Below are 14,964 nucleotides of genomic sequence, written 5' to 3' on the forward strand. Positions count from 1 at the left end.
AATTCATGCGGTTCGACGGGCCTATTTCGGCAGCATCGTGAAAAAGGGCATGACCACGCCCATGACCCAGTTCTGCCCGAAATCGAGCGCCGCACGGCGGTATTTCTCGTCGGCCTGCGCGGCCAGCAGATCGAGTCGGGCCACCACTTTCGACAGTTCCCGGTCGGCCACGAGGTTGCGGCCGCGCTCGCTGATCTCGGTGGCCAGCAGCAGCGGCTGGCCGTCGGGGCCGGTCTTGGAGGAGATCAGCCAGAGCGAGATCTCGAAATTGCGCGCGGCCCGGTAGCTGTTCTCGGCATCGACGCCGTCGATCATGGTCTGCTCCCAGGTGCCGCCATTGGCCTGCTTGAGCAACGAGGCCCAGCCGACCACCAGCGCCGCGACCCGGTCGCCCTGGTAGGGCTGCGGCCCCGTCTCGAACGCCAGCCGGATGGCCTCGATGCCGGTGGCGCCGCGCAACTCGGGCAGGTCGGGGCCTTTCAGGACCGCGTCCCAAGTCCGCTGGCTGGCTTCGTCGATGCTGGCTGCCGACTTGCGCCATTCCCGCGGGTTGCGTTTGTAGAGCGTGGTCTGCACGCGCCGTATCGACTGCAGGTTGTCGCGCAAGGAGAGATTGGCGATGCGATTGGCGCCGGATTGCAGCCATTCCTGATTGGCATAGGGCTCCGCGCGCTCGGTCGAGCGGAATGAAGAGCAGCCCGCCAGGCCGAACAAGGAAGCAGCACCGGCCAGGAGGCAGGTGCGTCGCGCCGCAAGGGGTAAAACCGGAGAAACACTCATGCCCTGACGTTATCATCCAAGACTGGGGCGGCGGCTCGCTTCAAGCTGCGGGCCCGTGCATTTTTCCTTACAAATCAATACCTTGGCGTTAATGCCAAGGCAGGCCGACAAGTCGTGCGTCTCAATTCCATCAAGCTCTCGGGCTTCAAGTCGTTCGCCGAACCCACCAACTTCCTGCTGCCGGGCCAATTGGTCGGCGTGGTCGGGCCCAACGGTTGCGGCAAGTCGAACATCATGGATGCGGTGCGTTGGGTGCTCGGCGAATCCCGCGCGTCGGAGCTGCGCGGCGAGTCGATGCAGGACGTGATCTTCAACGGCACGACCACCCGCAAGCAGGCCAGCCGTTCGAGCGTCGAACTGGTGTTCGACAACGCCGACCACCGCGCCGGCGGCCAGTGGAACCAGTTCGGCGAAATCGCGGTGCGGCGCGTGCTGACGCGCGACGGCACCAGCAGCTACTACATCAACAACCAGCCGGTGCGCCGCCGCGACGTGCAGGACGTGTTCCTGGGCACCGGCCTCGGGCCCCGTGCCTACGCCATCATCGGCCAGGGCACGATCAGCCGGATCATCGAATCCAAGCCCGAGGAACTGCGCCTGTTCCTCGAGGAAGCAGCCGGCGTCTCCAAGTACAAGGAGCGCCGCCGCGAGACAGAAAACCGCCTGGGCGACACGCGCGAGAACCTCACGCGTGTCGAAGACATCTTGCGCGAACTCAACGCCAACCTCGAGAAGCTCGAGAAGCAGGCCGAGGTGGCCGCGCGCTACAACACGCTGCAGGGCGACGCCACGAAGAAGCAGCACCAGCTGTGGTTCCTGAAGCGCAGCGAGAGCGATGCCGACCAGGCCAAGATCAAGTCCGATTCGGAAAAGGCGATCAACGACCTCGAATCGCGCACCGCCGACTTGCGCCACATCGAAGCCGAACTCGAAACCGTGCGCCAGGCCCACTACGCGGCCGGCGACCAGGTCAACCAGGCGCAGGGCAAGCTCTACGAGGCCAGCGCCGAAGTGGGCCGGCTCGAAGGCGAGATCCGCTTCGTGGTCGAAGGCCGCCAGCGCGTCGAGCAGCGGCTGGTCCAGTTGCGCGAGCAGATGGGCCAGTGGGGCACGCGCCGCGAAGAGGCAGAGACCGAGATCGAAACGCTGGCCGGCAAGGGCGTCGATGCCGAAGAGCAGGCGATCCTTCTGGCCGCCCAGCTCGAGGAACACGACGCGCGCATGCCCGAGCTCGAAGAAGCCGTGCAGCGTGCCCAGGACGAGGCCAACAGCCAGCGCACGACCGTGTCGCAGGTGCAGCAGCAGATCCAGGTGCTGGCCGCCGACCAGCGCAACATCGAAGACCAGAGCCGCCAGCTCACGCAGCGCAGCGAGCGCCTGCGCGCCGACCAGAACGCGCTGGCCGCACCCGACGAGGCCCGCCTGCTCGACATGCAGGAGCAACTGGCCGCCGCGCAGGAAACCGCCAGCGAAGCCGAGGCCCGCCTGCACGAGCTGCAGGAAGCCGTGCCGCAACTGGACGACGACCGCCGCGCGAAGCAGCAGGCCGTCAACACCGAAGGTGCGCGCCACGCCGAGTTCTCGGCGCGGCTTGAGGCGCTCCGTGCGCTGCAGGAGAAGGTCAAGACCGACGGCAAGCTGGCCCCCTGGCTCGCCAAGCACGGCCTGGACGGCCTGCAGGGCCTGTGGAGCCGCATCCACATCGAGCAAGGCTGGGAGAGCGCGCTCGAAGCGGCCCTCCGCGAGCGCCTGGGCGCGCTCGAAGTCAGCCGGCTCGACATGGTCCGCGCCTTCGGCAACGACGCACCGCCGGCCAAGCTGGCGTTCTACAGCCCGCCGTCGGCCGGTGCGCCTCAGGGCGCGGCGACGCTGCCGCGGCTGTCGAGCCTTCTGCGGCTGAACGATGCCGGCCAGCAAGCCTTGCTGAACGACTGGCTCCACGGCTGCTACACCGCCTCCAGCTTCGAAGAAGCACTGGCGCAGCGCGCCACGCTGCAGCCGGGCGAAGTCATCTATGTGCAGAGCGGCCACGCCGTGTCCTCGCACAGCGTCAACTTCTATGCGCCTGATTCCGAGCAGGCTGGCCTCTTGGCCCGCCAGCAGGAAATGGAAAACCTGGAGCGCCAGCTCAAGGCCCAGACGCTCATCAACGAAGAAGCGCGCACCGCGCTGATCCGTGCGGAGGCCGCCTATGGCGACGCCGCCCAGCGCCTCGTGACCGCGCGCCGCGAAGCCGCCGACACCCAATCGCGCGCCCACGAATTGCAGGTCGAGACCCTGCGCATGACCCAGCTTGCCGAGCAGACGCGTGCGCGCAGCCAGCAGCTGGCTTCCGACCTCGGCGAAGTCGATGCGCAGCTCGAAGAACTGCAGGAGAAGCGCATCGCCGCCGAAGGCCGCTTCGAAGAGCTCGACATGCAACTGGCCGACAGCCAGGAGCGCCACGCCCAGCTCGACGAGCGCGTGATCGAAGCCGGCCGCGCGCTGAATGCCAGCCGCGAGCAGCACCGCAGCCTCGAACGGCAGGCGCAGGAAGCGACCTTCTCGCAGCGCACGCTCGAAGCCCGCCGCGCGGAATTGAACCGCGCGATCGAGACTGCCTCGCAACAGGTGGTGGCGCTCACCGACGAAGACGAGCGCGCCCGCGCCGAGCTGGGCCGGCTCTCCGATGCCGCCGCGCAAGCCGGCCTGCAGGATGCGCTGTCGCTCAAGCTCGAACGCGAAACCGCGCTCGGCGCATCGCGCAGCCAGTACGACGATCTCACGCTCAAGCTGCGCGCCAGCGACGAGCGCCGCCTGCAGCTGGAGCGCGAGCTCGATCCGCTGCGCCAGCGCATCACCGAATTCCAGCTCAAGGAACAGGCTGCTCGCCTGGGTGTCGAGCAGTACCAGCAACTGCTGGAAGATGCCGGCGCCGACCTCGAAGCCATCGCGCAATCCATCGAGACCGACAAGGTGCGCCTTACCGGTCTGCAGAGCGAAATCGACCGCCTCAACCGCGAAGTGGTCGCACTGGGTGCCGTGAACCTCGCCGCGCTCGACGAACTTGCGATCGCGAGCGAGCGCAAGACCTTCCTCGACGCCCAGTCCGCCGACCTGAACGAAGCCATCGGCACGCTCGAAGACGCCATCCGCAAGATCGACGCCGAAACGCGCGACCTGCTCGGCGGCACCTTCAAGATCGTCAACGAGCACTTCAGCCGGATGTTCCCCGAGCTCTTCGGCGGCGGCAACGCACGGCTCGTGATGACGGGCGACGAAATCCTCGATGCCGGCGTGCAGGTGCTCGCGCAGCCGCCCGGCAAGAAGAACCAGACCATCCACCTGCTCTCGGGCGGCGAGAAGGCGCTCACGGCCATCGCGCTGGTGTTTGCGATCTTCCAGCTCAACCCGGCGCCTTTCTGTCTGCTGGACGAAGTGGACGCGCCGCTGGACGACGCGAACACGGAGCGCTATGCCAAACTCGTGACAGCCATGAGCCGCGAAACCCAGTTCCTCTTCATCAGCCACAACAAGATCGCCATGGAAATGGCCGAGCAGTTGATCGGCGTCACGATGCAGGAGCAGGGCGTCTCGCGCATCGTCGCGGTGGACATGGAGGCTGCGGCTTCCATGGTCGAGGCCGCCTGAGTCGAGCGGCGCGCATGAGCAACCTCACTCTCGCTCTCTCCATTCTCGGAGGCCTCGTTCTCGCGGCCGTCGTCGGCTATGAAGCCCTGATGTCGCGCCGCAATGCGCCACGCCAGCCGGACGCGGTCGATGCCGCGCTGGCCGACGTAGAGCGGTCGATGTCGTCGGGCGACGGCGTGGAGCCGATGCTGCATGTGGATCCGAACCAGCTCTCGGCGCACGACCGCCATGAGCCTCTGTTCGACCCCGACCTGCCGGCGCCCAGCGGCGTTCCCGTGGCCACCGGCGAACGGCGCGGCGGGCTCGACCCGCTGATTGACGTGATCGCCCCGGTGTCGCTGGACGGCCTTGCCTCGGGCGACGCCGCCATCGCCGCCATGCCGCCGACCCGGCGCGCTGGCAGCAAGCCCGTCGCCATCGAAGGCCTCAACGAGCACACCGGCCAGTGGGAGCCGCCCGTGGCCGGGCAGCGCTACAGCGCCTTCCAGGTCGGCGTGCAGCTGGCCAACCGCACGGGGGCGCTCAACGAGATCGAGTACTCCGAATTCGTGGTCAAGGCCCAGGCCTTTGCCGACGCGGTCAACGGTTCGCCCGAATTTCCCGAGATGCTCGACGAAGTGGCCCGCGCCCGCGAGCTCGACCAGTTCGCGAGCGCGCACGATGCGCAACTTGGTTTCGTGCTGCGCGCGCTGCACGCGGCCTGGAGCCCGGGCTATGTGCAGCAGAACGCCGCGCGGCTCGGTTTCGTGGCCGGGATCATCCCGGGGCGAATGGTGCTGCCGACCGGGGAGGTCGGATTGCCGCCAATCCTTGGCCTTGCTTTCGACACTCAGGCCGCGCTGGCCGATGACCCGGCGCAATCGGCCATCCGCGAACTCAGCCTGAGCCTGGACGTGCCGCAGGTCGATCGCACCGAAGAGCCGTTCCGCCGCATGCGTGAAGCTGCCGCTACGCTCGCGCGCGAAATGGACGGCGTGGTGACCGACAGCGACGGCCAGTTGCTGCGCGACGAGACGATGGACGTCATCGGCAACGACCTGGAGCAGCTCTACGACACGCTCGATGCGCGTGATCTGGCGGCCGGCTCACCCCTGGCCCGCCGACTCTTCAGCTGATCCGATTTTTTCGGGAGACACCCACATGACGACGCGCGACGAAGCGGCACGCGAAGCCGCCGCACTGAGCGAACAGCTCCACAAGCACGCCCACCTTTATTACGTGCTCGACGCGCCCTCGCTGCCCGACGCCGAGTACGACAAGCTCTTCCAGCGCCTGCAGGCCTTGGAGACGGAGTTTCCCGAGCTGCGCACCCCCGATTCGCCGACGCAGCGCGTGGGCGGCAAGGTGCTCGACGGCTTCACCAAGGTGCGCCACAAGGTGCCGATGCTGTCGATCCGCACCGAGACCGACATCACGCCCGGCGGCGCCAGTGCCTTCGATGCGCGTGTGCGCAAGGAACTGGGCCTGGCCGAGGACGGGCCGCAGGTCGAGTACGTCTGCGAGCTCAAGTTCGACGGCCTCGCCATGAACCTGCGCTATGAAGACGGCGTGCTGGTGCAGGCCGCGACGCGCGGCGACGGCGAGGTGGGCGAAGACGTCACGCAGAACATCCGCACGGTGCGCGAAATCCCGCTGCGGCTCAGCGGCAAGGCGCCGCCCGTGGTCGAGGTGCGCGGCGAGGTCTACATGAAGCGCGCCGATTTCGATGCGCTCAATGAACGCCAGCGCGAGAAGATCGCTGCCGGCCAGAAAAACGAGAAGGTGTTCGTCAACCCGCGCAATGCGGCGGCCGGCGCGGTGCGGCAGCTCGATCCGGCGATCGCCGCGGCACGGCCACTGAGCTTCTTTGCGTACGGCCTCGGGGAAGTCACGCCGGCCGCAGAAGGGGGGCCGGATTGTCCGACCCAGTTCGACTGGCTGCAGCAGTTCCACGCCTGGGGCTTCCCTGTGGCCACGCAGACGGCACGGGCGAAAGGCGCGATCGAGCTGATCGCGTTCCACGAGAACATCGGCCGCCAGCGCGATGCCTTGCCCTACGACATCGACGGCGTGGTCTACAAGGTCGACAGCGTCGAACTGCAGCGGCAACTGGGCTTCGTCTCGCGCGAGCCGCGCTGGGCCGTGGCGCACAAGTACCCCGCGCAGGAGCAATTGACCGAGGTGCTGGGCATCGAGATCCAGGTCGGGCGTACCGGCAAGCTCACGCCGGTGGCCAAGCTGGCGCCGGTGTTCGTCGGCGGCGTGACCGTGACCAACGCCACGCTGCACAACGAGGACGAGGCCCGTCGCAAGGACGTGCGCGTGGGCGACACCGTCATCGTGCGGCGCGCGGGTGATGTGATTCCGGAGGTGGTCGGCGTGGTGCCCGAGAGTCTGGCCAAGCCAGAGGGCCAGCGCGGTCCGATCTTCACCATGCCGCACAAGTGCCCCGTCTGCGGCTCGGATGCGGTGCGCGAAGAGGAAGAGGTCGACTACCGCTGCACCGGCGGCCTGTTCTGCGCGGCGCAGCGCAAGGAGGCCATCCTGCACTTCGCGGCGCGGCGCGCGGTCGATGTCGACGGGCTGGGCGACAAGCTGGTCGAGCAACTGGTGGACGCCAATCTCATTCGCACCTTGCCCGATCTCTACAAGCTCGGATTCACCACGCTGGCAGGGCTGGACCGCATGGCGGAGAAGTCGGCGAAGAACCTTGTCGGCGCGCTCGAAGCGTCCAAGCAAACCACGCTGCCGCGCTTCCTGTTCGGCCTCGGCATCCGGCACGTGGGCGAAAGCACAGCGAAGGACCTGGCCAAGCATTTCGGCAAGCTCGACGCCATCATGGACGCGACCGAAGAGCATCTGCTCGAAGTCAACGACGTGGGCCCGGTGGTGGCGCAGAGCCTGCGCACCTTCTTCGACCAGCCGCACAACCGAGAGGTTGTCGAGCAACTGCGCGCCTGCGGTCTGACCTGGGAAGAGGGCGAGCCTGCGGCCCGCGCGCCGAAGCCGTTGGCGGGCCTGACCTTCGTGATCACCGGTACCCTTCCTACGCTGGGCCGCGACGAGGCAAAGGATAAATTGGAGGCAGCCGGTGCCAAGGTCGCCGGTTCTGTCAGCAAGAAGACCCACTACCTCGTGGCCGGTGAAGAAGCCGGCAGCAAGCTCGACAAGGCCCGGGAAATCGGGGTGACGGTGATCGACGAGGCGCGTATGCTGGAGATTCTCGAGAACGGCGTCACGGAATGAAGGCGCGACGGGCGGCCTCTTTACCGGCCGTTACGTGACTTCATCGCAGCGCAGTCAACAGGGTCTACAACCTGACGTTGAAAGAAAACTGAAGGCCAACAAGGAGCCCCTCATGCAAAAAATCCGCGTTCTTGGTGCCAGCATTGCCGTCGGCGGCCTCGCGCTGCTGACTGGCTGCGTTGCCGTTCCCGGCGATCCGTACTACTCGGGTGACTACTCCGGGGGGTACTCGCAGCCGTACTACTCCGATCCGTCGCCCGTGGTCGTTTCGCCTGCACCTGTCTATATCCAGGGTGGGGGCTATTACGACCGTGGCCGTTACTACGACCGTGGCCGCTACTACGACCGTCGCCCCGACTACGGTCGCCCCGGCTATCCGGCGGTGCGACCGAGCTACCCTGCCGTGAGGCCCGCTTACCCCGCCGCGCGTCCTCCGAGGGCCGATTGGGGCGGTGGTCGTACGGGTCCTGGCACCGCCGGTGGTGGCATTCCGGGCATCACCCCCTCGCAGCCTCAACAGATGCCTCAAGGCCGGGCGCGGCTGTGGACCTCGCCGGACTCGAAGAACAACACCCAAGGCATCCCGTGATCGTGGGTTGAGGTCATCGCGATAATCCCGCGATGGCCATTCGCGAAATACTCAAGATGGGCGACCCCCGGCTGCTGCGCATCGCGCAGCCGGTCGCCGCTTTCGATACCGACGAACTGCACCTCCTGGTGCGCGACATGTTCGAGACCATGCATGCGGTCAACGGCGCCGGCCTCGCGGCACCGCAGATCGGCGTGGATCAGCAACTGGTGATCTTCGGCACCGACATCGTCAACCCCCGGTACCCCGACGCGCCGCCTGTGCCCCGCACGGTGCTGCTGAACCCCGTCATCACGCCCATTGGCGAAGACGAGGAAGAGGGCTGGGAAGGGTGTCTCTCGGTGCCGGGCCTGCGCGGCGTGGTGCCGCGCTTCGCCAACATCCGCTATACCGGCTTCGATCCGTATGGCGACCCCATCCACCGGGTTGCCAGCGGTTTTCATGCGCGCGTGGTGCAGCACGAAGTCGATCACCTGCTGGGCAAGCTGTACCCGATGCGGGTGCGCGATTTTTCGCGCTTCGGCTACACCGAGGTCCTGTTCCCGGGACTCGATGCAGCCGACGACGACTGAGGCGCCAGGCCTCGGTCGTTATTTGTTGCTGAGGCCGAAGCGGCCGCCGCCCGTGAAGGCCAGCGAGATCGCCGCGAACAGGAACATGCCTTGCAGTTCCAGTGCCCAGCCGCCTTGGCCGTTGATCGCGCCGAGGTCCTTGCGGTGCACCAGCCAGATCGCAACCAGCATGTTGATCGCCACGATCACCGCGGCCGGCCGCGTGAACAGGCCGACGATCAACAGCGCGGGCGCCAGGATTTCCCCGACATAGACCCCATACGCCAGGAAGGCCGGCAGGCCGTGCGAGGCGAGCATGCCGCCGATGCCATCGACGCCCTTGGTGACCTTGGCCACGCCGTGCAGCAGGATGAGGATGCCCAGCGCGAGGCGCAGAACGAGCTTGCCGGTGTCGTCGGACTTGAACATTGTGTGATTCCTGTTCGGGAGAGTTGATAAAGGGCCGTATGGTATTGCGGTATTGGCGCCGCACAGGGCATATGCATCCAACCGACCCTTCTTTGGCGCGGCCGCACGACGCCCCGTACACTGCCTTTTGTTGTCTGTTGAGGAGAAACACACCCATGAAAAACCGATTCCGCCCGGCACTGATCGCCGCCGCATCCGTCGTCGCCTTCGCCACCGCCGCGCCAGCCTTTGCAGGCAAGACGCTCGATGCGGTCAAGCAGCGCGGCACCGTCAAGTGCGGCGTGACCAACGGGGTGGCGGGCTTCTCCGCGCCGGACACCCAGGGCAACTGGTCGGGCCTGGATGTCGACACCTGCCGCGCCATTGCGGCGGCCGTGCTTGGCGATGCGAAGAAGGTCGACTTCGTGCCCCTCAATTCGCAGCAGCGCTTCTCGGCCCTGCAGGCCGGCGAGATCGACATCCTCGCGCGCAACACCACCTGGACGCTCACCCGCGATGCCTCGCTCGGCTTCAACTTCACCACCATCACCTACTACGACGGCCAGGGCTTCCTGGTGCCCAAGAAGCTCAAGGTGACGAGCGCCAAGCAGCTCAAGAACGCCACCATCTGCACGCAGTCGGGCACCACCAACGAGAAGAACGTCTCCGACTACTTCCGCGCGCAGAACATCCCTGTGAAGACCGTCGTCTTCGAGAGCTTCGAAGCCTCGTTCAAGGCCTTCTTCTCGGGCCGCTGCCAGGCCTTCACGACGGACGCCTCGGCGCTCGCCGGCCTGCGCAACAAGGAAGCGCCGAACCCCGACGACTACATCATCCTGCCCGAACTGATCTCCAAGGAGCCGCTTGCGCCGCTGGTGCGCCGCGGCGACGACGAATGGTTCGCCATTGCCAAGTGGGTGCCCAACGTGCTCATCGAGGCCGAGGAAGCCGGCGTCACGCAGGCCAACGCCGACGCGCTCAAGGCGAGCAGCAAGGACCCGGCACAGCAACGTCTGGTCGGCACCGGCGAAGACCTCGGCAAGCTGCTGGGCCTGGACAAGGACTGGTCGTTCCGCGCGATCAAGGCCGTGGGCAACTACGGTGAGGTGTTCGAGCGCAACGTCGGGCCGAAGTCGGTGCTCAAGCTGCCGCGCGGCTCCAACAACCTGTGGAGCAAGGGCGGCCTGATCTACGCACCACCGGTGCGATGAGTCGGGAGGGCGCCTCGCGCCGCGGCGCCTGGCTGGCCTGGACTGTCCAGGCGCTGCTGGTGCTGGCCGTCGTGGCCGGCGCCTTCTGGGTGGTGCACCACGCGCTCGAGGTGCTGCGTGCACGCGGCGTTCGATCCGGCTTCGACTTTCTCACCGAGCCTGCGGGCTTCTCGATCAGCGAGGGCTGGCTCGATTTCGACGCCAGCCAGCCGTTCTGGCGCGCCTTTCTCGCGGGCCTGATCAACACGGTGCGGGCGGCGGTGCCCGCGGCGATTTTCTCGGTCGTGCTCGGCACGCTGATCGGCATCGGCCGGCTCGCGCCGCATGTGCTGCTGCGCGGCATCTGCACCGCGTATGTCGAGCTGCTGCGCAACGTGCCGCTGCTCGTCCAGCTGCTGATGCTGGCCTTCGCGATGGCGAACCTGCTGCCCGATCCGACCGAGCCCGTCCGGCTGCTGCCCGGCGTGTGGCTCAGCAAGGGCGGACTCAGCGTGCCGTGGCCCGTGGCAGGCGAGGGCGGCTGGTGGCCGACGCATTTCGAGTGGCCCGAGCGCGGCGATTTCGGCGTGAGCGGCGGCGCGGCGCTGAGCCCCGAGTACGTCACGATCGTCGCGGGCCTGTCGTTCTATTCGGCGGCTTTCGTTGCGGAGATCGTGCGCGCCGGCATCCTGTCGGTCTCGCAGGGGCAGGTGCTGGCGGGGCAGGCGCTGGGGTTGTCGTCGGTACAGCAACTGCGCATCGTGATCCTGCCGCAGGCGCTGCGGGTGATCGTGCCTTCGCTCACCAACCAGTTGCTGAGCCTCGTCAAGAATTCGTCGCTCGCGGTGGCCGTGGGCTATCCGGAGCTGGTGTCGGTGGCCAACACCACTATCGGCTCGAACGGCCGGGCCTTCGAGTGCATCGCGATCATCATGGCGGTGTACCTGCTGCTGTCGTTGCTGATTTCCTTCGGCATGAACCGCTACAACGCGCGCGTCGCCTTGCGGGGATGGCGATGAGGAATGTCGCGCAAGGCCCCATCGCATGGCGCCGCGAGCTCTGGGGTTCGCCGCTGCGCGCGCTGGCGACCGCGCTGCTGATTGCGCTGCTTGCGTGGGCTGGTTTTCATATCTTCGAATGGGCTGTGGTGCACGCCGTGTTCCGCGCCGACGCCGAGGCCTGCCGCGCGGTGCAGCACGGCGCCTGCTGGGGCGTGGTGGCCGAGAAATGGCGGCCGATGCTGTTCGGGCGCTTTCCGTATGAAGAGCAATGGCGCCCGGCCATCGCGGTGGTCGTGCTGTCCGCCGTCACCGTGCTGAGCGCCTGGCCGCGCAGCTGGCGCTGGTGGCTGGTGCCGCTGTGGGTCGTCGTGCTGCTGCTGTTCGTGCTGCTGATGCGCGGCGGCGTCATGGGGCTGAGTCATGTGCCGACGAGCCGCTGGGGCGGCCTGCCGCTGACCATCGGGTTGGCGGTGGTCGGTCTGGCGCTGGCTTTTCCCCTGGCGCTGCTGCTCGCACTGGGCCGGCGTTCGGGTTGGCCGGTGGTCCGCACGCTAAGTGCGAGCTACATCGAGCTGGTGCGCGGCGTGCCGCTGATCTCGGTGCTGTTCATGGCCTCGTTCCTGCTGCCGCTGCTGTGGCCGGCGGGCTGGCAACCCGACGTGCTGGTGCGCGTGCTCGCGGGCCTCACGCTGTTTGTCGCGGCCTATCTGGCCGAGATCATCCGCGGCGGCCTGCAGGCCGTGCCGCGCGGGCAGACCGAGGTGGCGATGGCGCTGGGCTTCGGGCGCTGGCCGGTGCAGCGCGACATCGTGCTGCCGCAGGCCCTTCGCCTCGTCGTGCCCGCGCTCACCAACAGCGTGGTCGGCACGCTGAAGGACACCTCGCTCGTCACCGTCGTGGGCCTTTTCGAACTGACCGGTGCGCTGGGCCTCGCGCTCGGCGGCGATCCGGTCTGGCGGCCGTTCTACCTCGAGGGCTATCTCTTCATCGCCGCCGTGTACTGGGTGCTGTGCTTCGGGCTCTCGCGCTACAGCGTGTGGCTGGAGCGCAGGCTGGCGAGCGCGCCGACCTGAGCCGCATCCGGCGGAGTGTCGTCCTGCAGTCCGAGCGCGACGGCTTTGGGCCGCGGTGCCTTCGTCACGAGGCTCACGGCAACGACGACCGCGGCATTGATGGCCATCGCGATCAGCCCTGCCTCCCATTGCGGCACCGTCGCCGCCCAGAACTTCGCCGCGAACGGCGCCAGCAGCGCGACGAAGCCCGCGACCAGTCCGGCCAGCACCCCGATCGCGCTCGTGCGCTTCCACAGGAATCCGAGGAACACGCCGGGCGCGAGCATGCCGATGGCCGAGTACGCATCGAGCAGGATCTTCACCAGCGAGCCTTTCTGGCTCACCGACAGCCACACGGCGATCGCTGCGAAAACCACCAACGAGCCGCGCGACAGCGTCAATGAAGCGCGCTCGCTCAGTCCGCTCCTGAACGGCCGCACCACATTGCGCGTGAAGATCGATCCGGCCGTCAGCAGCAGCAGCGACCCGGGCGCCAGCGCCAGCAGGAAACCGGTGCCCGCCAGCAGCCCGACCATCCACGCCGGATAGCGGTCGGACACGAACTGCAGCAGCGCCGCGTTGAGGTTGCCGCCCGGCGGCTGCGTCTGCGCCAGCAGCGCCGCGAAGCCCAGCAGGATGATGAAGAAGTAGGCGAGCGAATACAGCGGCTGCCAGATCGCATTGCGCCGGATCGCCGTCGCGCTGTGCGCGGTATACGACATCTGGAACAGGTGCGGGAACACCCAGTTGCCCAGCGCGATGTTGATCGCCGAAGTCATGAGCCAGATCGCGGTGGTCGGCGAGGTGGCGTCCAGCCCCGGGAACTTGCCGATGCCCGGGTGCTTCGCCTCGGCCATCGAGAACAGGTCGAGCAGCGAGGCCGCGCCGACCTTGCTCGCCACGGTGACGCTCAGCAGCACCACCACGACCACCATCAGCACGTCTTTCACGCCTGCGGCGAAGGCGGCGGAGCGCACGCCAGCGACGAACACGAAGGCGATCATCAAGACGCCGGCACCGATGGTCGCGGCCTCGCTGGAGATGCTGTTGCCCAGCGTGAGCTGCACGATCAGTCCCAGGCTCACCAGCTGGATCTGCACGTAGACCACGAGCGACGCGATGCCGACCACGCCGGTCAGCACGCCCAGCCACGGCGCCTCGTAGCGCGCCGCGAAGAAGTCGGACTGCGTGACGAGCTTGCCGATGCGCCCGGCCCGCCAGATTCGCGGCATCAGCCAGTAGCCGACCGCATAGCTCATCGAGACCGAGCAGAACGCAAGGTACGCCGGCGCGCCCAGCGCCCAGGCATAGCCCGAGATGCCGAGCACCGCGAAGGTGGTGTAGACCTCGCCCGCGTTCATGAACCAGAAGACCAGCGTGCCGAGGCTGCGGCCGCCGACGGCCCAGTCGGCGAAGTTGTTGGCGCGGCGCGTGCGGCGGCCGTAGGCGATGGCGCCCGCAACGGTCGCGAGCAGGATGGCCAGGACGATGGCGAGCTTCATGGTGCGCCGTCCTCTTGGGACTTCAGGCTGTGGGCGAGGAAGGCGGCTTCCTCGGCTTCGACGCCGGCCCTGGCATCGAGGCGAAAGACGATCGCGATGACCACGCTGGTCAGCACGATGCCCGCCATCTGCCAGAACATGGGGAAGGGCAGTCCGAACGGGGTGAGCGCGATGTCGTTCACGGCCGGCGCGAGGCAGGCCTGCCAGATGAACGGAAAGACCAGCAGCCAGCGGTGTCCAAGGCGTCGCCGGGTGGGGCGTGTGGGTGAATGCGGGTCGGCCATCTCGATGCTCCTGTGAAGTATTACTGCACGATCTGGGCGCGGAGTGTGCAGAGAAAATGCACAAAGCACAAGTAGGGTTGGCGGCAATAATCCTTGGAAAACGCGAGGCATGCGCAGCGATTTCTAGTGCTTGACGTGCACCATAACCGTACATACCATCCCATTTGTTGTGCTGTGTGGATGCACAAACAAGAAGCAAAGGAAGACCAACCCCATGATCGGCGACCGACTGAAGGAATTGCGAACGGCCCGCGGCCTGTCCCTGCGCGAACTGGCCGCGCAGGCGGGCGTGTCCGCCACGCTGCTGAGCCAGATCGAGCGCGCCGTGACCGATCCCAGCCTGGAAACCCTGCGCCGGCTCGCGGGCGTGTTCGGCGAATCGGTGTCTTCGCTGTTCTCGGAGCCGACGCCGCCCACCGTGTGGATCAGCCGCCCAAATCAGCGCGTGATGCTCACCGCGCCCAAGGGCCAGGTGGCCTACGAACGCCTGACCGCCGGCGCGGGCCAGCTCGAAGTGCTGCGCGCGGTGCTCGAGCCGGGCCAGATGTCGGCCGACGAGCCGCGCGGTCACGAGTCGGCAGAGTGCGTCTACGTCGTCGCGGGCGCGCTGGTGGCGCAGGTGGCGGGCGTCGACTACGCGGTGAAGGCCGGCGAGAGCATCTCCTTCGACGCGCGGCTGCCGCACCGCTACCTGAATGCCTCGAAGGCGCCGACTGAAATCATCCTGTCCGTCACCCCACCGAACCCCTGAC

At 67.3% G+C, this 14,964-nt stretch carries 13 protein-coding genes; 9 read left to right on the forward strand and 4 right to left on the reverse strand.

Annotation, left to right across the window (positions count from 1 at the left end; all coding sequences use genetic code 11):
- Positions 1–21 precede the first annotated feature (21 nt).
- A complete protein-coding gene (locus ACSFA7_RS05975) occupies positions 22–780 on the reverse strand; it encodes a hypothetical protein (RefSeq protein WP_435498508.1) in 759 nt (252 codons plus the stop codon).
- 114 nt (positions 781–894) lie between these two features.
- Between ACSFA7_RS05975 and smc the strand changes: the two genes are divergently transcribed.
- From smc to def, 5 genes are all read left to right on the forward strand, one after another.
- Positions 895–4,410: a chromosome segregation protein SMC gene (gene smc, locus ACSFA7_RS05980; RefSeq protein WP_435498509.1), complete on the forward strand. Its 3,516-nt coding sequence runs from the start codon at positions 895–897 to the stop codon at positions 4,408–4,410.
- Between the two features lie 14 nt (positions 4,411–4,424).
- On the forward strand, positions 4,425–5,525 hold the full coding sequence (locus ACSFA7_RS05985; RefSeq protein WP_435498510.1) for a cell division protein ZipA C-terminal FtsZ-binding domain-containing protein: 1,101 nt from the start codon (positions 4,425–4,427) through the stop codon (positions 5,523–5,525).
- Positions 5,526–5,550: 25 nt separating this feature from the next.
- Positions 5,551–7,635, forward strand: coding sequence for an NAD-dependent DNA ligase LigA (gene ligA, locus ACSFA7_RS05990; RefSeq protein ID WP_435498511.1), 2,085 nt, complete (start codon positions 5,551–5,553; stop codon positions 7,633–7,635).
- A 112-nt stretch (positions 7,636–7,747) separates the two neighbouring features.
- Positions 7,748–8,224 (forward strand): hypothetical protein, encoded by a 477-nt coding sequence (locus ACSFA7_RS05995; protein WP_435498512.1) that lies wholly within the window; start codon positions 7,748–7,750, stop codon positions 8,222–8,224.
- A gap of 32 nt (positions 8,225–8,256) precedes the next feature.
- Positions 8,257–8,796 (forward strand): peptide deformylase, encoded by a 540-nt coding sequence (def, locus tag ACSFA7_RS06000; RefSeq protein WP_435498513.1) that lies wholly within the window; start codon positions 8,257–8,259, stop codon positions 8,794–8,796.
- An 18-nt stretch (positions 8,797–8,814) separates the two neighbouring features.
- On the opposite strand, the gene ACSFA7_RS06005 is transcribed toward def, so the two are convergent.
- Positions 8,815–9,204 carry a DoxX family protein gene (locus ACSFA7_RS06005; protein WP_176657565.1) on the reverse strand — a complete coding sequence of 130 codons (390 nt, stop codon included), beginning with the start codon at positions 9,202–9,204 and terminating at the stop codon, positions 8,815–8,817.
- A 155-nt stretch (positions 9,205–9,359) separates the two neighbouring features.
- Between ACSFA7_RS06005 and ACSFA7_RS06010 the strand changes: the two genes are divergently transcribed.
- Genes ACSFA7_RS06010 through ACSFA7_RS06020 form a run of 3 tightly spaced genes read left to right on the forward strand, consistent with a single transcriptional unit; the run spans position 9,360 to position 12,447 of the window.
- Positions 9,360–10,394, forward strand: coding sequence for an amino acid ABC transporter substrate-binding protein (locus ACSFA7_RS06010; protein WP_435498514.1), 1,035 nt, complete (start codon positions 9,360–9,362; stop codon positions 10,392–10,394).
- On the forward strand, positions 10,391–11,392 hold the full coding sequence (locus ACSFA7_RS06015; protein WP_435498515.1) for an amino acid ABC transporter permease: 1,002 nt from the start codon (positions 10,391–10,393) through the stop codon (positions 11,390–11,392). Before ACSFA7_RS06010 ends, ACSFA7_RS06015 begins: the two co-directional genes overlap by 4 nt.
- A complete protein-coding gene (locus ACSFA7_RS06020; protein ID WP_435498516.1) occupies positions 11,389–12,447 on the forward strand; it encodes an amino acid ABC transporter permease in 1,059 nt (352 codons plus the stop codon). Before ACSFA7_RS06015 ends, ACSFA7_RS06020 begins: the two co-directional genes overlap by 4 nt.
- Here ACSFA7_RS06020 and ACSFA7_RS06025 read toward each other — a convergent pair.
- Positions 12,402–13,928, reverse strand: coding sequence for a sodium:solute symporter family protein (locus ACSFA7_RS06025; RefSeq protein WP_435498517.1), 1,527 nt, complete (start codon positions 13,926–13,928; stop codon positions 12,402–12,404). The two genes, ACSFA7_RS06020 and ACSFA7_RS06025, sit on opposite strands and share 46 nt — an antisense overlap.
- On the reverse strand, positions 13,925–14,212 hold the full coding sequence (locus tag ACSFA7_RS06030; RefSeq protein WP_435498518.1) for a DUF3311 domain-containing protein: 288 nt from the start codon (positions 14,210–14,212) through the stop codon (positions 13,925–13,927). Before ACSFA7_RS06030 ends, ACSFA7_RS06025 begins: the two co-directional genes overlap by 4 nt.
- Positions 14,213–14,426: 214 nt before the next feature.
- On the opposite strand from ACSFA7_RS06030, the gene ACSFA7_RS06035 reads away from it, so the two are divergent.
- Complete coding sequence (locus ACSFA7_RS06035) at positions 14,427–14,963, forward strand: cupin domain-containing protein (RefSeq protein WP_435498519.1); 537 nt, start codon at positions 14,427–14,429, stop codon at positions 14,961–14,963.
- Position 14,964: the final 1 nt, after the last annotated feature.

The sequence above is a fragment of the Variovorax trehalosi genome (genome assembly GCF_051216415.1).
GTDB lineage: Bacteria > Pseudomonadota > Gammaproteobacteria > Burkholderiales > Burkholderiaceae_C > Variovorax.